Origin of the sequence: Brachybacterium massiliense, from assembly GCF_900184245.1 — a bacterium.
GTDB classification, from domain to species: domain Bacteria; phylum Actinomycetota; class Actinomycetes; order Actinomycetales; family Dermabacteraceae; genus Brachybacterium; species Brachybacterium massiliense.
On sequence record NZ_FXXB01000008.1, the window covers coordinates 570,316 to 587,446 of the forward strand.

General features: G+C 69.7%; 13 protein-coding genes. 3 read left to right on the forward strand and 10 right to left on the reverse strand.

What is annotated here, in order from left to right; translation table 11 throughout:
- Window positions 1-148: 148 nt before the first annotated feature.
- Both gltX and BN4251_RS12645 read right to left on the reverse strand, forming a co-directional pair.
- Complete coding sequence (gene gltX / locus BN4251_RS12640) at window positions 149-1,639, reverse strand: glutamate--tRNA ligase (protein ID WP_281255313.1); 1,491 nt, start codon at window positions 1,637-1,639, stop codon at window positions 149-151.
- 38 nt (window positions 1,640-1,677) lie between these two features.
- Window positions 1,678-2,463 (reverse strand): fumarylacetoacetate hydrolase family protein, encoded by a 786-nt coding sequence (locus BN4251_RS12645; RefSeq protein WP_087485430.1) that lies wholly within the window; start codon window positions 2,461-2,463, stop codon window positions 1,678-1,680.
- A 114-nt stretch (window positions 2,464-2,577) separates the two neighbouring features.
- Between BN4251_RS12645 and BN4251_RS12650 the strand changes: the two genes are divergently transcribed.
- Complete coding sequence (locus tag BN4251_RS12650; RefSeq protein ID WP_087485431.1) at window positions 2,578-3,663, forward strand: LLM class flavin-dependent oxidoreductase; 1,086 nt, start codon at window positions 2,578-2,580, stop codon at window positions 3,661-3,663.
- 19 nt (window positions 3,664-3,682) lie between these two features.
- Here the strand turns inward: BN4251_RS12650 and BN4251_RS12655 are convergent, their stop codons facing one another.
- On the reverse strand, window positions 3,683-4,225 hold the full coding sequence (locus BN4251_RS12655) for a DUF2199 domain-containing protein (RefSeq protein WP_087485432.1): 543 nt from the start codon (window positions 4,223-4,225) through the stop codon (window positions 3,683-3,685).
- A gap of 208 nt (window positions 4,226-4,433) precedes the next feature.
- Between BN4251_RS12655 and BN4251_RS12660 the strand changes: the two genes are divergently transcribed.
- Window positions 4,434-5,423 carry a 3-methyladenine DNA glycosylase gene (locus tag BN4251_RS12660; RefSeq protein WP_087486373.1) on the forward strand — a complete coding sequence of 330 codons (990 nt, stop codon included), beginning with the start codon at window positions 4,434-4,436 and terminating at the stop codon, window positions 5,421-5,423.
- A gap of 56 nt (window positions 5,424-5,479) precedes the next feature.
- Complete coding sequence (locus BN4251_RS12665) at window positions 5,480-8,041, forward strand: DEAD/DEAH box helicase (protein ID WP_087485433.1); 2,562 nt, start codon at window positions 5,480-5,482, stop codon at window positions 8,039-8,041.
- An 81-nt stretch (window positions 8,042-8,122) separates the two neighbouring features.
- On the opposite strand, the gene BN4251_RS12670 is transcribed toward BN4251_RS12665, so the two are convergent.
- The 7 genes from BN4251_RS12670 to BN4251_RS12700 form a co-directional block, all read right to left on the reverse strand.
- Window positions 8,123-8,353, reverse strand: a complete 231-nt coding sequence (locus BN4251_RS12670) for a hypothetical protein (protein ID WP_087485434.1) — start codon at window positions 8,351-8,353, stop codon at window positions 8,123-8,125.
- 156 nt (window positions 8,354-8,509) lie between these two features.
- Window positions 8,510-9,544, reverse strand: a complete 1,035-nt coding sequence (locus BN4251_RS12675) for a trypsin-like serine peptidase (RefSeq protein WP_087485435.1) — start codon at window positions 9,542-9,544, stop codon at window positions 8,510-8,512.
- A 298-nt stretch (window positions 9,545-9,842) separates the two neighbouring features.
- A complete protein-coding gene (locus BN4251_RS12680; protein ID WP_087485436.1) occupies window positions 9,843-10,118 on the reverse strand; it encodes a DUF6457 domain-containing protein in 276 nt (91 codons plus the stop codon).
- On the reverse strand, window positions 10,118-10,849 hold the full coding sequence (gene narI / locus BN4251_RS12685; RefSeq protein WP_087485437.1) for a respiratory nitrate reductase subunit gamma: 732 nt from the start codon (window positions 10,847-10,849) through the stop codon (window positions 10,118-10,120). The genes BN4251_RS12680 and narI overlap by 1 nt, the downstream gene beginning before the upstream one ends.
- Complete coding sequence (gene narJ, locus BN4251_RS12690; protein ID WP_087485438.1) at window positions 10,846-11,670, reverse strand: nitrate reductase molybdenum cofactor assembly chaperone; 825 nt, start codon at window positions 11,668-11,670, stop codon at window positions 10,846-10,848. Before narJ ends, narI begins: the two co-directional genes overlap by 4 nt.
- Window positions 11,670-13,304: a nitrate reductase subunit beta gene (narH, locus tag BN4251_RS12695; protein WP_087485439.1), complete on the reverse strand. Its 1,635-nt coding sequence runs from the start codon at window positions 13,302-13,304 to the stop codon at window positions 11,670-11,672. The genes narJ and narH overlap by 1 nt, the downstream gene beginning before the upstream one ends.
- A gap of 29 nt (window positions 13,305-13,333) precedes the next feature.
- The gene (locus BN4251_RS12700; RefSeq protein ID WP_087485440.1) at window positions 13,334-17,092 is read right to left on the reverse strand and encodes a nitrate reductase subunit alpha; all 3,759 of its coding nucleotides are present in this window, start codon (window positions 17,090-17,092) and stop codon (window positions 13,334-13,336) included.
- Between the last annotated feature and the right edge of the window lie 39 nt (window positions 17,093-17,131).

Below are 17,131 nucleotides of genomic sequence, written 5' to 3' on the forward strand. Positions count from 1 at the left end.
CGTTCCCCGGTGGTTCCCGTGGACTTTCCGAACTGTTCTGCATGCCGTACCGAGGTAAGACTCTACCGGCTTCTTCGGCGGAGCACAAAGCGAGAAGGCCTCTGAGCGCTGTGAGGCTCGGCACCCTGCCCCACAGCGCTCGGCCGGCTCAGCCCTCGGCGGCCAGACGCTCCCTCAGCGAGCGCAGGCGCGCGAGGCTCGAGGAGCGGCCCAGCAGCTCCATCGACTCGAACAGCGGCGGGGAGATGCGGCGACCCGAGATCGCGCTGCGCAGCGGTCCGAAGGCGAGACGGGGCTTGATGCCCATCTCCTCGATGATCGCGCCGCGCAGGGCCTCCTCGAGGGCGGCCGCGGTGAAGGAGTCCTCCGGGAGGGTGCCGATCTCCGCGATCGCGCGGTCCAGCACCGCCACCGGGTCATCGCCCAGCTTCTTCAGGGCATCGTCCTGGACCACCAGGTCCTCGTCGGCCACGAAGAGGAAGCCCATCAGGTCAGGCGCCTCGCCGAGCAGGTTCATGCGGGTCTGCACGAGCGGGGTGGCCGCGGAGACCAGTGCACGCTGCGCCTCGGTGACCTCCTCGCTGAGCACGCCGCCGGCCTGGAGGTAGGGGATCAGGCGCTCGGCGAGCTCCGCCTCGGGCAGCAGCCGGATGTGATCGGCGTTGATGGCGGTGGCCTTCTTGAGATCCACGCGCGCCGGGTTCGGGTTGACGTCGGCGGCGTCGAAGCGCTCGATCAGCTGCTCGCGGCTGAAGATGTCCTCGTCGGCGCTGTAGCCCCAGCCGAGCAGGGAGAGGTAGTTGACCATCCCCTCGGGAGTGAAGCCCTGGTCGCGGTAGAGGAAGAGATTGGACTGCGGATCGCGCTTGGAGAGCTTCTTATTGCCGTCGCCCATCACATACGGCAGGTGACCGAACTCGGGCACGCGCTCGGCCACGCCCACGTCGATCAGCGCCCGGTACAGCGCGATCTGGCGCGGCGTGGAAGAGAGGATGTCCTCGCCGCGCAGCACGTGGGTGATCCGCATGAGCGCATCGTCGACGGGGTTGACCAGCGTGTAGAGCGGCTGTCCGTTGGCCCGCACCACCACGAAGTCCGGAGTCGAGCCGGCCTTGAAGGTGATCTCGCCGCGCACCATGTCGGTGAAGGTGATGTCCTCCTGCGGCATGCGCAGGCGCCAGGTGGGCTCGCGACCCTCGGCGCGGAAGGCGTCCTTCTGCTCCTGGGTGAGATCGCGGTCGTAACCGTCGTAGCCGAGCTGCGGGTCGCGGCCCGCGGCGCGGTGGCGCTCGACGATCTCCTCCGCGGTGGAGAAGGACTCGTAGATATGGCCGGCGTCCTTCAGCTTCGCGATCACGTCCTGATAGATCTCGCCGCGCTCGGACTGGCGGTAGGGCCCGTCCGGGCCGCCCACCTCCACACCCTCGTCCCAGTCGATGCCGAGCCAGCGCATGGCGTCCAGCAGCTGGAGGTAGGACTCCTCGCTGTCCCGGGCGGCGTCGGTGTCCTCGATGCGGAAGACGAGCTTGCCGCCGTGGTGGCGGGCGTGCGCCCAGTTGAACAGGGCGGTGCGCACCATGCCCACGTGCGGGGTGCCGGTGGGGCTGGGGCAGAAGCGCACCCGGACCTCGTCGGTCACGGCGAAGGTTGCGGGGTGAGGGATGAGCGGCGCGCTGCTCAGCGGCGCACGATCGGGTTGGACAGGGTGCCGATGCCTTCGACCGTGATGTCGACGGTGGCGCCGGCGGGCACGGTGCGCACCCCGGCGGGAGTTCCGGTCAGCACCAGGTCGCCGGGCAGCAGGGTCACGACGGTGGAGATCTCGGCGATCAGCTCCGTGACGGAGCGGACCATGTCCGCGGTGGTGCCCTGCTGAGCGATCTCACCGTCGACATGGCTCGAGATGGACAGGCCCGCGGGGGCGGTGACGTCCAGGTCCGTCTCGATCCAGGGCCCGATGGGGCAGGAGGTGTCGAAGGCCTTGGCGCGGAACCACTGGTTCTCCGCGCGCTGGGAGTCCCGGGCGGTGAGGTCGTTGGCGCAGGTGTAGCCGAGCACATGATCGGCCACCTGCTCGGGCGTGATGTCCTTGGCCATCCGCTTGATGACCACGGCGAGCTCGGCCTCGAGGCTGACCTCCTCGCTGTAGGAGGGCAGGACCACCGGATCCCCGGGGCCCACCACCGCGGTGTTGGGCTTGAGGAAGAACAGGGCCTGCTCGGGCAGCTCGCTCCCCATCTCCGCGGCGTGGGCGGCATAGTTCTTGCCGACGCACACCACCTTCGAGCGGGGGATCACGGGCGCCAGCAGGCGCACGTCCTCGAGCGGCACGATGGTGCCTGTCGGTCGGATCTCTGTGTACAGGGGGTCACCGGTGATCCCGTAGACCATGTCGCGGCCGTCCTTCTCGCTGACGATGCCGTACATGGGATCTTCGCCGGTGGTGAATCGGGCGATGCGCATGCCTGTCAGTCTAGGCGCTCACCCCTACCGGCCCGGGGGCTGTCCTGCACCACTGGCCACCGGGCCCCGCACCGACTATGGTTTACCTTTCAACCGCACTGTCCTGGAGGGCCCGTGAGCATCGATCCGCAGTCCATCACCTTCGGTCTCGACACCTTCGGGGATGTGACCGTCGACGCCCAGGGCGATCCGGTGCCCGTCTCGCAGGTGCTGCGGGACGTCGTGGCGCAGGGAGAGCTCGCCGACCAGGTGGGCATCGACCATTTCTCGATCGGTGAGCACCACCGCCCCGACTTCGCGGTGAGCGCGCCCGACGTGGTCCTCGCCGCGCTCGCCGCCCGCACCCAGCGCATCACGCTCGGCACCGCGGTGATCGTGCTGAGCTCCGATGACCCGCTGCGCGTGGTCGAGCGCTTCTCCACGCTCGACGGACTCTCGAACGGTCGCGCCGAGCTCACCGTGGGCCGCGGCTCCTTCACGGAGTCCTTCCCGCTGTTCGGCTTCTCGATGCAGGACTACGAGACGCTGTTCGAGGAGAAGCTGGATCTGCTCGCCGCCGCGATCACCGGTGAGCCGATCACCTGGAGCGGCGCGACCCGCCCCCCGCTGAACGAGCAGTCGCTCTACCCGCCGCTCGAGCGCGCGCTGCCCACCTGGGTGGCTGTGGGCGGCAGCCCCAACTCGGTGATCCGGGCCGCCCGGCACGGACTGCCGCTGATGCTCGCGATCATCGGCGGCCCCGCCCAGCGCTTCGCCCCCTACGTGCAGCTCTTCCACGAGGCGAACCAGAAGCTGGGCAACGCTCCACTTCCCGTCGGCGTGCACTCCCCCGGTCACATCGCCGCCGATGACGCCACCGCTCGCGAGCAGCTGGCGCCGCACTGGATCCACAACCGCAACGAGATCGGTCGCGAGCGCGGCTGGGGCCCCTCCGGCATCGCGGAGTTCGACGGCGAGATGCAGCACGGCGCTCTGTACGCGGGATCGCCCGAGACGGTCGCCCGGAAGATCGCTGCCACGATCGGCTCACTCGGGGTGGATCGCTTCGACCTCAAGTACGCCAGCGGCCCGATGCCGCACGAGCAGCTGATGGAGTCGATCCGGCTCTACGGGACCGAGGTGATCCCGCGCGTGCGCGAGCTGCTCGCACAGCACGGGCGGGAGCACGGCGACGCCGACTCCGCCTTCGACGAGGCCTGAGCCTGCGCCGGAGGCGGGGTCACAGCTCCGCCTCCTCCAGCAGCACCGAACGGACCCGCAGCTCCGCCTCCTTCCGTGTGATGCCCTCGCGCTCCTCGCGCCACAGTCCGTGCCCGCCCGTGAGCTCGGGGATGATCAGCGGCGGCATGAGCCCGTGCGCTCGCACCTGCACAGGCACGGACAGCGAGTCCGGCGATCCCGGCAGCTCATTGGCCAGCATGCCTTGATACTCCCCGCGGAAGCCCGGTCTCTCCCAGTGCTCGGCGAGATCGAGGTAGTCCTCCTGGCTCAGCTGGGCCCACGGGGAGTAGACCAGCAGCGCCTCCTCCCCCTTCACCGGGAGCGACAGGAAGCCCCGGACGTAGCACTCCACCTCGCTGCCGTTGTCCAGCAGGCAGACCTCCCCGGTGGAGCGCACCCGGGTCAGCCGCTCCCAGCGGTTCATCTGCAGCACCGGTTCGGGATGCAGGAGGTCGATCAGCGGCCAGGGATTGTCCTCGGTGCCGTCGGCGCCCCGGTGGCGCTCACCGCACCCTGCGCAGTCGTAGTCGATTCCTGACATCTGCTCGCTCCTCCCACCCACGGCGCTCTGCCACGAGATGGACGCACCCTAGGAACGCCGACCATTTCCCCTCCAGGCCCCGGCCACCGATGTGGACGAGCGGGCCGTGGGGAGGAAGGCCGTCAGCACGGTGCGGCATCATGGTCGCGTGGTTCCCGACCCGCGCCCCGCCCCCACGGCGCCGCCCCGCAGCCCGCACCGCACCGAGGTGCCGCCGGCGGCGACGGTGCTCGATGCCGCGCAGGCGCGGGAGGCGAGGCGCGCGCACGAGGAGCGGGCCGACGCGCTCACCGCCGCCCACCGGGAGCGGAAGGCACGCGGCGAGAAGCACGCGGTCGAGGATTTCCTGTTCACCTACTACCCCTTCTCGCCCGCCCGACTGCGGCGCTGGCACCCCGGCTGGGAGGTCGCCTACGACGCGGCGGCCGATGCCGACGGGCGCGGCCGCAGCCTGATCGCGGACGTCGACGGTGAGGGGCACCGCTCCTGGTACCTCGACTCCCCCGCAGACGGACCCGACGCAGGCGAGCCCGGCGGTGATGGTCCGCGGATCCTTCGCCGCGCGGATGTGACGCGATATCTCAGCGAGCGCGGTGACGCGCTCGGTTTCATGACCCGGCTGCTGTCCGCGTCCTCGCTGACTCGTCGGCGCCCCGAGTTCGGCTGCTTCGGGCTGCACGAGTGGGCGATGGTGCATCGCGTCCCCGAGGGCGGCCAGCGCCATGAGGATCTGCCGCTGCGCCTGAGCGCCGCCGAGACGGACGCCGTGGTCGAGCGGGAGAAGCTGGTGTGCTCCCATATCGACGCTTTCCGCTTCTTCACCCCGTCGGCCGCTCCCCGCAACGCTTTCGAGCCCACGCGCGAGACTCAGGTGCGGCATGACAACCCGGCCTGCCTGCATGTGGGGATGGATCTGTACAAGTGGGCGATGAAGCTGAGCCCGCTGGTGCCCTCGGCGCTCGTGCTGGACTGCTTCGAGCATGCTCGCGCGACACGGGTGCTGGACATGGAGGCGAGCCCGTACGACGTGCGACCGCTGGGCTACGGGATGGTGCCGATCGAGACCCCGGCGGGCAAGGCCGAGTACGTGCGCCGACAGCGCGCGCTGGCCGTACGCGCCGATGCGCTGCGCCAGCAGCTGCTGGCCGCGCTGCAGGACCTGCCGGGCCTGACGGGCGTGCCGGGCATCGCGGGCTGAGCGGCGGCGAGCCCTGCGCGGGCTCGCCCGTCCCTGCACCCTGGCAGACTGGGAGCATGCCGATCCTTGCGCCGTTCCTGCCTGAGAGCACTCCTGACGCCGGACAGGACGCGATCGTCGACGGATTCGTCGCCGCCCAGGAGACCGTGGGCCGCACCCTCTACCCGCACCAGGAGGAGGCGCTGCTGGCGATCGCCGCCGGTGACCACGTCATCGCCGCCACGCCCACCGGCTCCGGCAAGACCACGATCGCCTACTCCGCGCTCTTCGCGGCGATGGCCCGGGGCGAGCGCTCGTACTACACCGCACCGATCAAGGCACTGGTGAGCGAGAAGTTCTTCGACCTGGTCGCCCAGTTCGGGGCCGAGAACGTGGGCATGATGACCGGTGACTCCGCGGTCAACCACGATGCCCCGATCATCGTGTGCACCGCGGAGATCTTCGCCAACCACGCACTGCGCGACGGTCCCGGCAGCGATGTGGGCCTGGCGGTGATGGATGAGTTCCACTACTACGGCGACCCGCAGCGCGGCTGGGCCTGGCAGGTGCCTCTGGTGGAGCTGCCGCGCTGCCAGTTCGTGCTGATGAGCGCGACGCTCGGCGATGTGACGCGCTTCGTCGAGGATCTCACCGAGCGCACCGAGCGCGAGACCACCGTGATCGACGACGCCCCGCGCCCCGTGCCGCTGGACTTCCGCTGGTCGCTCGAGCCCTTGCCCGAGACGATCGAGACGATCCTCACCGACCGCGACGCGCCCGTCTACATCGTGCACTTCACCCAGAAGGACGCCCTCGAGCAGGCGCAGGCGCTGCAGGGACAGAAGATCCTCACCGGCGAGGAGAAGGAGCAGATCCGCGAGATCATCGGCGACTTCCGCTTCTCCAAGGGGTTCGGGCAGATCCTCTCCCGCCTGGTGCGCGAGGGGATCGGCGTGCACCACGCGGGGATGCTCCCGAAGTACCGCCGCCTGGTCGAGAAGCTCGCGCAGTCCGGACTGCTGAAGATCATCTGCGGCACCGACACCCTCGGGGTGGGGATCAACGTGCCGATCCGCACCGTGCTGCTGACGGGGCTGGCGAAGTTCGACGGCAAGCGGATGCGCCTGCTGAACGCGCGCGAGTTCCATCAGATCGCCGGCCGGGCCGGCCGCGCCGGCTACGACACCATCGGGCACGTGGTGGTGCAGGCGCCGAGCTGGACCATCGAGTTCGAGAAGGAACGGGCGAAGCTACGGGCCCGCGAGGAGGCGGGGAAGACCCCCAACAGCGCCAAGAAGCGCAAGAAGGAGCCCAAGCCCCGTATCCCCGAGGGCGCGATCAGCTGGTCCGAGGCGAACCTGACCAAGCTCGTCGAGAACGCGCCCGAGCCGCTGCGCCCGCACATGAAGATCACGGCCTCGATGGTGCTCGCGCTGATCGCGCGCCCCGGGGACGCGATCGCCTCCGGCCGCCACCTGATCATGACCAGCCACCAGACCACGGCGCAGAAGCTGAAGCTGGTCAAGGACGCCCTGGAGATCTTCCGCGGGCTGAGGGACTCCGAGATCATCGAGGTGCTCGAGGCGCCGGATCACCTGGGGCGGCGCTTCGCCCTGGTCGAGGACCTCCAGCTGGACTTCACGATGAACCAGCCGCTGGCGCCCTTTGCGATCGCGATGATCGACTCGCTCGACGAGGAGTCTCCGACGCTCACCCTCGACACCGTCTCGATCATCGAGGCGGTGCTGGAGGATCCGCGGCAGATCCTGCTCGCCCAGCAGAGCTCCGCCAAGGGCGAGCTGCTGGCCGAGCTCAAGGCCGACGGGGTCGAGTACACCGAGCGCATGGCACTGCTCGACGAGGTGACCTGGCCGAAGCCCCTGCAGGAGGACCTCGAGGCCGCGCTCGAGATCTACGCGCGCTCGCGCCCCTGGGTGCGCACCGACGACCTCTCCCCCAAGTCGGTGGTGCGCGAGATCTACGAGACCGGACAGACCTTCAGCGAATTCGTGCAGCGCTATGGGCTGCAGCGCTCCGAGGGGATCGTGCTGCGATATCTCTCCGACGCGTACCAGGCGCTGCGCCGCACCATCCCGCAGGATCTGCGCACCGAGGACCTCGAGGACCTCATCGAGTGGCTCGGTGTGCTGGTGCGCGGCATCGACTCCTCGCTGCTGGACGAGTGGGAGGCGCTCACCCACCCCGAGGACACCGACCCCGACGGCGCCTCGGAGATCCGTCCCACGACGCCCCGCGGCCTCTCCGCACAGACGAAGGTGCTTCGCACCATGGTGCGCGCGGCGATGTGGCAGCGGATCGAGCATTTCGCCTTCGAGAGGGAGTCGCGCCTGGCCGAGCTCGACGGCGGCTCCGGCTGGGACCGGCCGCGCTGGGCGAGCGCGATGGACGAGTACTACGACGCCTACGACGACGTCGGCATCGACGGCGCGGCCCGCTCTCCGCAGCTGCTGCAGATCACCGAGGAGTCGAAGCTCTGGCGGATCCGACAGGTCATCTCCGACCCCGAGGGCAACCACGACTGGGCGATCGAGGCGGAGCTCGATCTGGAGGCGACCGACGAGGCGGGCGAGCCGGTGCTCGCCATCACCCACGTGGGCGATCCCACGAGCCGCCCCTGAGCGCACCCCGGACGACGACGGAGGCCGGTGCCCATGCGGGCATCGGCCTCCGGTCTCGGCGTCTTCAGCGCTGCCGGCTACTCACCAGGGGTTGACCTCGACAGCGTTCGGAGTGGCGTGGCCCCAGGGATTGACCTCGACCGCCGAGGACGAGACCTTCTTCCACGGATTGACCTCGACGGCGGCGGCCGCGCCGGCACCGGCGAACAGCAGGCCGGTCGCGAGGGCCGCGCCTGCGGCCGCTCGCGGGAGTCGTGACAGCCAACGGCGTGCAGGGGGCGTCGTGTTCGCCCCGTCGATCTGGGAACTCATCAGTGCTGTCCTCTCGGGATGGGCGGCGTGGGGGGAAGTCCGCTGAGCACACCATACCTGGCGTGATGACGATCACAAACAGTCGTCTCATGGCACCAGGAGGCGCCGGCCCGCGGCTGCGGGGCCGGCGCCCGGGAAGGTGCGGGGGCGGGGCGCTCAGGCCGCGGCCGCCTCCTGGTAGACCTGCTGGGCCACGTCGCCCAGGTACGGGCCGTACATGACGTTCGGCTGCAGGGTGTAGCCGAAGCTGTTCACCGAGATCTGCATGCCGTCGGGGCCGTCACCGGCGAACCAGGGGCCGCCGGAGGAGCCGCCGGTCATGTCGCAGTCGATGGCCTGGTCGTCGGTGCCGCCGATGGTGTCGTCGGCGCCGAAGTCCTGGCATTGCTCGAGGGATTCGCCGTCGAAGGGCGCGGCCGCCGGGTAGCCGTAGGAGGTGTAGAGCTGTCCGCGCTCGGTGTTGAACTCGATGCCCGAGGCGCCCACGGCCTCCGCGAGGGTGCCGGTGCCGGAATCGGGCTGGACCACGGCGAAGGCGATGTCGTAGTTCATGTCCTCCTGGCCCACCCACTGCTGCGGGGCGTAGAGCTGGGTCGCGCTCCACAGGCCGTGCGGGGTCTGGCCGTTGTCGTAGCCGGGGGCGAACACCCAGTTGCTGGCCCAGGTGCCGGCCTCGCTGGTGCAGTGGCCCGCGGTGGAGACGGTCGAGCCGTTGTCCGCGGCGACGGAGTTGCCGGAGCAGACGTAGTCGTTGCCGCCGACGGTGAAGAAGACCTTGCCGATGTGGGCGGTGCCGGTCGCCGCCGCCGCGGCATCCTGCGCACCGCCCTGGTCCTGCGTCTCGGCCTGCCGTTCGCCCTGCGCATCGGCGGCGGGGGCGATGCTCGGCACCTGCACGGTGCGCGAGGACTCGACCTGACCGTCGGGGGCCTGGCCCTCCTCGATCAGCTCCTCGGCGGGAGCGGCGGACTCCATCCGCTCCGGGGTCCAGTAGTCCGCGGCGTCGGTCTGTGCGGACTGCGAGAACGTCGTGCTCTCGAGCTGGTCGTCGCCGGGCTCGGCCGAGGCGAGCCCGGCGACGCCGAGGGCGAGGGCGGCGGCGAACAGAGCGCCGCCCGCGAGGCGTGCGCCGCGCGCGAGGAGGTGCGCCGGTGCCGCGCAGGGGTCGTGGGGTTCCTGATCGTGAGTCACCGTGGGGGTCCTTCCGGGGTGGGGTCATTGGCCGCGGACCACACGCTACGAGCAGTGAGGCATCTCACGACATGGGTCGAAGGTGCCAGGTGACCGCCCGGTCACCGGGTGGCGGGACGTTCGGACGATGCACAGCGCCCGCCCCGGAGACGCTCAGGTCTCGGGACGGGCGCTGTCCTCACAGGTGCGGGGCGGTTCTGGACTGTCGTCGGCCCGCCGCCGCGCGATGCGCGCGGTACGACCGGACCACGCAGGAATCGCGACGAAAGTACCTGCCGCTCCCCCGCGCGTCGGAGGCTCAGGCCGCCGACGCCCGCTCGCGGGTGACATCCTCGACCGCGGCGCAGGCCTCTTCGAGGCTCGCACCGCGCGCCACCGCCGCGCCCACCAGGAAGGCGGAGATCGGCGCCATCGAGCGCTGCACGCCCTCGGCGACCACCCCGGTCATCTGGTGGACCCGGTCCACGTCCAGAGCCACGGCGTCCACCTCGAGCTGCCGCGCCACACGGTCCAGCCAGGGCCGCAGGGTCGTCTCCCAGTCCTCCTGGAGGGTGACAGGGGGTCTCGAGGCCATCAGAACTTCACCTTCTCCCAGCCGCGGCGCTCGGCCTCCTTGCGGGGGTCCTTGCTGCGGTAGACGATGTAGGGCCGGGTGAGGTAACCCACCGGCGCCGCGAAGACGTGCACCAGACGCGTGAACGGCCAGATGCCGAACAGCGCGACCGCGCTGAGCACGTGCAGCTGGAAGAAGATCGGCGCCTGCGCCATCAGCTCGGGGACCGGCTGGAAGGTCCAGAAGCTGCGGAACCAGATCGAGACGCCGTCGCGGTAGTCGTAGGTGCCGAAGGTCGTGTGCACCACGGTCGCCAGCACGCCGCAGATGATCGTCATCGCCAGCAGCAGGTACATCAGCTTGTCACCCGCGGTCGTGGCGCCGAAGACGCGCTGGTTGGTGCGTCGGCGGTAGATCAGGATCAGCAGCCCGCCCACGCACGCCACCGCGGCGGCGAGCCCGATCGTGACGGCCATCAGGTGGTAGACGTGGTCGCTGATCCCGATCGCCCGCGTCCAGGGCTTGGGGATCCCCAGGCCCACGACGTGGCCGAAGAAGATCCCGATGATCCCGAAGTGGAACATCGGCGAGCCGATCGCGAGCAGCTTGGACTCGTAGATCTGGCTCGAGCGGGTGGTCCAGCCGAAGCGGTCGGCCTTGAACCGCCAGATGTGCCCGAGCACGAACACGGCGAGCACCATGTAGGGGAACACCACCCACAGCATCAGCTGGAGCGTGGTCACGTCGTTCATGAGGGCCGTCCTCTCAACAGGTCCACCGGGACTGGTCCGGGCGCCGCGGCGCCGGAGCCGCATCCGCTCGAGGCGAAGGTCTGCCCTGCGAGGTCCCCGGCGTCGCCGTCGAGCCCGTAGCCGTCCAGGCCCACGGTCTCCTCCTCGGGACCCTCCTCGGCGAGCCGCAGCACCGCATCGCGGTCATCGGCGTCCAGAGGAGGCAGGGTCGAGCACAGCGCCACCAGAGCCCCGTGCCAGGGAGAGGAGATGTCCGCCAGGTGCAGGCGCAGCAGCTCCACACCCGGACGGTTCGAGCGCAGGATCTTCGCGCAACGCTCGGCATCGTGCGCGGCGCCGAACTCGAGGACCACCGGCAGGTGGTCCGGCAGCTCGTCGCTGCCGATCTCGAGGCCGGCCGCGCGGAAGTCCTGCTTGATCCGCAGCAGCGCCATGCCGCGCCGACGGGTGTCGCCATGGCTGAAGTAGGTCAGGTGCAGGCACCCGCGCCGACGCGTGTCGAAGGTGTCGACGTACTCCTCCTGCACCGAGACCGCGTCGCGCTCGAGCAGATCATCGACCGTGCGCAGCAGCGCCGAGCGAGCCGGCTCGGGCAGCTCACCGGCGAGCTCGCGCACCGCGGGGTAGCGCGAGACGGTCTCCTGATCCGGGTAGGTCAGCAGCCAGGACACCGCGATCCAGGTGATCCGCATCTGCTCGGTGCTCATACCGGAGGCGTGCAGCAGGTCGCGGGGCGAGCGCGCCGGAGAGCGCGTGAGCGTCGCGGTGCTCGTCCCCGCCCCCTCGGAGCGGCGACCGAGCAGTCGTGCCAGGGCTCCCATCAGGCGCTCCCCGTGGCCGGGGTCGGGAACAGCCCGTCGGGCCGTCCGTTGCCGTCCCAGTTCAGCAGGTTGATGCGCACGCCCTCGGGACGCTCCGGGCCGTTCTGCTGCCGCTTGGTCGCGAAGCCGGGGCCGGACATGCCCAGCGACTCCTCGGGCAGGGACATCCCCATGCCCGGACCGCCGGGAGCGTTCAGCGGGCAGTCGGTGCCGGTGGACTCCAGATCGTGCGCGGACTCGTGATGTCCGACGGGGATCACGTAGCGGTCCTCGTACTTGGCGATCGCCAGCAGGCGGTACATGTCCTGCATCGTCTCGCCGTCCATCCCGACGGCGTTGGCGATGCCCTCGCGGGGCTCGTTGCCGAGGTTGATGTCGCGCATGTAGGAGCGCATCGCCGCCATCCGGTACAGCACCCGCTCGACCGTGGGGACGTCCCCCGCGGTGAAGAGGTTCGCGAGGTACTCGACCGGGATGCGCAGGGCATCGATCGCGGCGAACAGGTTCTCGGCGTCCTCGGCGTCGTACCCGGTGTCGCGGACCACGTCCACCACCGGGGACAGCGGCGGGATATACCAGACCATCGGCATGGTGCGGTACTCGGGGTGCAGCGGGAGCGCGACCTCGTAGTCCTTGATCAGCTTGTAGGTCGGGGAGTTCTGCGCGGCGAGGATCCAGTCGTGGTGGATGCCGGCCTTGCGCGCCTCGGCGATGACCTCGGGATCATGGGGGTCGAGGATGATGTCCCGCTGGGCCTCGTACAGGCCCTTCTCGTCCTTGGTGGAGGCGGCCTCGGTGACGCGGTCGGCGTCGTAGAGCACCAGGCCGATGTAGCGCAGGCGCCCCACGCATGTCTCCGCACAGACCGTCGGCTCGCCCTGCTCGAGGCGGGGGTAGCAGAAGGTGCACTTCTCGGCCTTGCCGGTCTGGTGGTTGAAGTAGATCTTCTTGTACGGGCAGCCGGTGATGCACATGCGCCAGCCGCGGCAGCCGTCCTGGTCCACCAGCACGATGCCGTCCTCCTCGCGCTTGTAGATCGCGCCGGAGGGGCAGGAGGCCACGCAGGTGGGGTTCAGGCAGTGCTCGCAGATGCGCGGCAGGTAGAACATGAAGGTCTGATCGAACTCGAACTGGACCTTGTCCTCGATGCCCTTGAGCATCGGGTCCTTGTCCTTGTGCAGGTAGGTGCCGCCGAGGTCGTCGTCCCAGTTGCCCGACCACTCGATCTGTACGCGCTCACCGGTGATCAGCGACTTCGGCGGTGCGGTGGGGATGTTCTCCTGCTGCGCGGGGGCGTTGAGCAGGTTGTCGTACTCGTAGGTCCACGGCTCGTAGTAGTCCTCGATGCCGGGGAGCTTGGGGTTGGAGAACAGCTGCATCAGCTTGGTGATGCGGCCGCCGGCCTTGAGCTTGAGGCGCCCGTTCTTGCCGAGCTCCCACCCACCCTTCCACTTCTCCTGGTCCTCGTAGCCGCGGGGGTATCCCTGGCCGGGCCTGGTCTCGACGTTGTTGAACCAGATGTACTCCGTCCCGGAGCGGTTGGTCCACGCCTGCTTGCAGGTCACCGAGCAGGTGTGGCAGCCGATGCACTTGTCGAGGTTCATCACCATCGACATCTGGGCCATGACGCGCATGTCGTTCCTCCTTGTTCTCGCTCGCGGGATCAGTACTCGACAGGGGCGGTGCGCTTGCGGATCATCGTCACCTCGTCACGCTGGTTCCCGGTCGGGCCGTAGTAGTTGAAGGCGTAGGACAGCTGCCCGTAGCCGCCGATCAGGTGCGAGGGCTTGAGCATGATGCGGGTCAGCGAGTTGTGGATGCCGCCCCGCTTCCCGTCCCGCTCCGTCAGCGGCACGTTCACGGTGCGGTCCTGCGCGTGGTGCATGAAGGCGGTGCCCTTGGGCATGCGGTGGGAGACCACCGCCCGCGCCGCCACGACGCCGTTGCGGTTGACGGCCTCGATCCAGTCGTTGTCGGTGATGCCGACGGCCTCCGCGTCCTCGACGCTCATCCAGATGGTCTGGCCGCCGCGGGAGAGGTTCATCATGAAGAAGTTCTCCATGTACATCGAGTGGATCGCCCACTTGTTGTGCGGGGTCAGGTAGCGCACCGAGATGGCGCCCGTGGCCTCGTCCTTCTCCCCCACCGGTCGCTCGCCGAACAGGGCCGTCATGTCCAGCGGCGGGCGGAACACCGGCAGCGCCTCGCCCATCTCGAGCATCCAGTCGTGGTCGACGTAGAAGTGCTGGCGACCGGTGAGGGTGTGCCAGGGCTTCTTGCGCTCGACGTTGATGGTGAAGGGGCTGTAGCGGCGCCCGCCGGACTCCGAGCCGGACCATTCAGGGCTGGTGATCACCGGGACCGGTGCGGCCTTGGTGTCCGCGAAGTGCACGCGCTTGCCCTCGTGCTCGGCGGCGAGGTCGTGCAGTGTCGTGCCGGTGCGCTTCTCGAGGGTCTTGAAGCCCTCGGTGGCCATGTGGCCGTTGGTGGTGCCCGAGAGCCCGAGGATGAACTCGCACGCCTGCAGGTCCGTCTCGAGCTTGGGGCGCCCGGCGGCGGGCCCGGTGCGGTGGACGCCGTTGAGCCTGCCGAGCTCGGCGACGTACTCCTTCACGTCGAAGGTGATGCCCTTGGTGGTCATACCGAGCTTCTCGAGCAGCGGGCCGATCGAGGTGAACTTGGCGTGGATCTGCGTGTAGTCGCGCTCGACCTCCACCAGCGTGGGCATGGTCTGCCCCGGGATCGGCTCGCACTCCCCGAACTTCCAGTCCTTGACCCGGCCGTGCGGGGTGGCGAGCTCGCCGGGGGTGTCGTGCTGGAGCGGGAAGGCGACGACGTCCTTGCGGGTGCCCAGGTGGGTCTCGGCGAGCTGGCTGAAGCGCTTGGCGATGCCGGCCCAGGTCTCCCAGTCGGTGCGGGACTCCCACGGGTTGGAGATCGCGGGGTTGAAGGAGTGCACGAAGGGGTGCATGTCCGTGGTTGAGAGGTCGTGCTTCTCGTACCAGGTCGCGGCCGGCAGCACGACGTCCGAGTGCAGCGTGTGGCTCGTCATGCGGAAGTCGAGCGTGAGCATCAGGTCGACCTTCCCCACCGGGGCCTCGTCGCGCCACTTCACATCCCGCGGGCGCAGGTGCTCCGGGGTCTCCTCCTCGGTGGCCGCGGAGTCCACCCCTAGCAGATGGCGGAAGAAGTACTGATCGCCCTTGGCGGAGGAGCCCAGCGTGTTCGCCCGCCAGATCGACCAGATCTTGGGGTGGTTCTGGTGGGCGTCCGGATCCTCGGCGGCGAAGTTGATGCCGCCGTTCTTGAGCTGGTCCACCAGGTAGGGGATGGTCTCCTCCCCCGCCTCGGCGGCCCGGTCGGCGACGTCGAGGGAGCTGATGTCGAACTGCGGGTAGAAGGGCTGCCAGCCCAGGCGCTGGGACAGGGCGACCGCGTCGGCGGTGGTGGTGTTCGCGAAGCGGCCCGCGCCGGTGGTGGCCGCGAGGGTGTCCGCGCCGAAGCGGTCGTAGCGCCACTGGTCGGTGTGCATGTACCAGTAGGTGGTCTGGGTCATCTGGCGCGGGGGCCGCGACCAGTCCAGCGCATTGGCCAGGTGCAGCCAGCCGGTGATCGGGCGCACCTTCTCCTGTCCCACGTAATGGGCCCAGCCGCCGCCGTTGACGCCCTGGGTGCCGCACAGGTTGGTCAGGGTGAGGAAGGAGCGGTAGATGGTGTCGGAGTGGAACCAGTGGTTGGTGCCGGCGCCCATGATGATCATCGAGCGGCCGCCCGAGTCGATCGCGTTCTGCGCGAACTCGCGGGCGATGCGCGCCGCGGCCTGTCCGGGCACACCGGTGATCGTCTCCTGCCAGGCCGGGGTGTAGAGCGCGTCGGCGTCATCGAGGCCCTTCGCCCACTGTCCGGGCAGGCCCTCGCGGCCCACGCCGTACTCGGCCAGCAGCAGGTCGAAAACGGTGGTGACGATGCGGCCGTCGATCTCACGCACGGGCACCCCGCGGGCGACATCGCCGCGCCCGCCCTGGCCGGCGGTGTCGAAGCGCGGCATCAGCACCTCGGCGACATCCTCATGGTGGCCCAGCAGGGACAGCGCGGGATCGATGTCGCCCAGCTCGAGGTTCCAGCGGCCCTCGCCGTCGGCCGAGTAGCGGTGGCCGAGGGTGCCGTTGGGGACCACGACCTGGCCGGTCGCGACGTCGAACATCATCGGCTTGAAATCGGCGTGCTCGGTGGCGGCCTCGGCGGTGCGATGCTCGCCCGCCTCGCTGGCCACCAGGAACTTGCCCGGCACCAGCGAGCCGTCCTCGCGCCGCTCGAGCTGCACCAGGAAGGGCAGGTCGGTGTACTGGGCGGAGTAGGACTGGAAGTACGGGACCTGCTTGTCGACGTAGAACTCGCGCAGGATCGTGTGGCCCATCGCCATCGCCAGGGCGGCGTCCGTGCCCGGGTGCGGGGCCAGCCACTCGTCGGCGAACTTCACCGATTCGGCGTAGTCGGGCGCCACGGAGATGACCTTCTGACCGCGGTAGCGGGCCTCGACCATCCAGTGCGCGTCCGGGGTGCGGGTCAGGGGCACGTTCGAGCCCCACATGATGAGGTAGGCGGCGTCCCACCAGTCGCCGGACTCGGGCACGTCGGTCTGGTCGCCGAACACCTGCGGAGAGGCGGGCGGCAGATCCGCGTACCAGTCGTAGAAGGACAGCATCGAGCCGCCGATGAGCTGGTGGAAGCGGGCGCCCGAGGAGAAGGAGACCTGGCTCATCGCCGGGATCGGCGAGAAGCCGGTGGCGCGGTCGGGGCCGAACTCCTTGACGGTGTGCACGTAGGCGGCGGCGACGAGCTCCTCGGCCTCCTCCCAGGTGGCGCGCACCAGGCCGCCCTTGCCGCGGGCGCGCTTGTAGCGCATCGCCTTCTCGGGATCGGAGACGATCGCCTTCCAGGCCTCGACGGGATCATGGCCCGGGGCCTTCGCCTTCTCCTCGCGGTACAGGCGCAGCAGCTCGGAGCGCACGTAGGGGTAGCGCACGCGGGTGGGCGAGTAGGTGTACCAGGAGAACGAGGCGCCGCGGGGGCAGCCTCGCGGCTCGTACTCGGGCTTGTCCGGCCCGGCCGAGGGGTAGTCGGTCTCCTGCGACTCCCAGGTGATCACGCCGTCCTTGACGTAGACCTTCCACGAGCAGGAGCCGGTGCAGTTCACGCCGTGGGTGGAGCGCACCACCTTGTCGTGGCTCCAGCGCTCGCGGTAGAAGGAGTCGCCGCTGCGACCGCCCACGCGGTGGGTCTCGCGGTTGTCCTCGCTGATCCTCTCCGAGCGGCTGAACATCTTGCGCGCGCCGATGAGGGCGTCGAACAGCGGCGAGTCGATCCCGGCGGCGGGGCCGGAGGCTCCGTCCTTCGGTGCCTGGCGGTCCTGGATGGTCATGAGGTGCTCCTCCTGGAGGCGAGGTGTGCGGGACGACGG

Excerpts from the sequence above, each read along its gene's own strand:
- BN4251_RS12680 (WP_087485436.1), bottom strand. The coding sequence starts at position 10,118 with ATGGCCTCGAGACCCCCTGTCACCCTCCAGGAGGACTGGGAGACGACC.
- BN4251_RS12665 (WP_087485433.1), top strand. The coding sequence starts at position 5,480 with ATGCCGATCCTTGCGCCGTTCCTGCCTGAGAGCACTCCTGACGCCGGA.
- BN4251_RS12670 (WP_087485434.1), bottom strand. The coding sequence starts at position 8,353 with ATGAGTTCCCAGATCGACGGGGCGAACACGACGCCCCCTGCACGCCGT.
- BN4251_RS12655 (WP_087485432.1), bottom strand. The coding sequence starts at position 4,225 with ATGTCAGGAATCGACTACGACTGCGCAGGGTGCGGTGAGCGCCACCGG.
- narI (WP_087485437.1), bottom strand. The coding sequence starts at position 10,849 with ATGAACGACGTGACCACGCTCCAGCTGATGCTGTGGGTGGTGTTCCCC.
- BN4251_RS12645 (WP_087485430.1), bottom strand. The coding sequence starts at position 2,463 with ATGCGCATCGCCCGATTCACCACCGGCGAAGATCCCATGTACGGCATC.
- BN4251_RS12700 (WP_087485440.1), bottom strand. The coding sequence starts at position 17,092 with ATGACCATCCAGGACCGCCAGGCACCGAAGGACGGAGCCTCCGGCCCC.
- narH (WP_087485439.1), bottom strand. The coding sequence starts at position 13,304 with ATGCGCGTCATGGCCCAGATGTCGATGGTGATGAACCTCGACAAGTGC.
- narJ (WP_087485438.1), bottom strand. The coding sequence starts at position 11,670 with ATGGGAGCCCTGGCACGACTGCTCGGTCGCCGCTCCGAGGGGGCGGGG.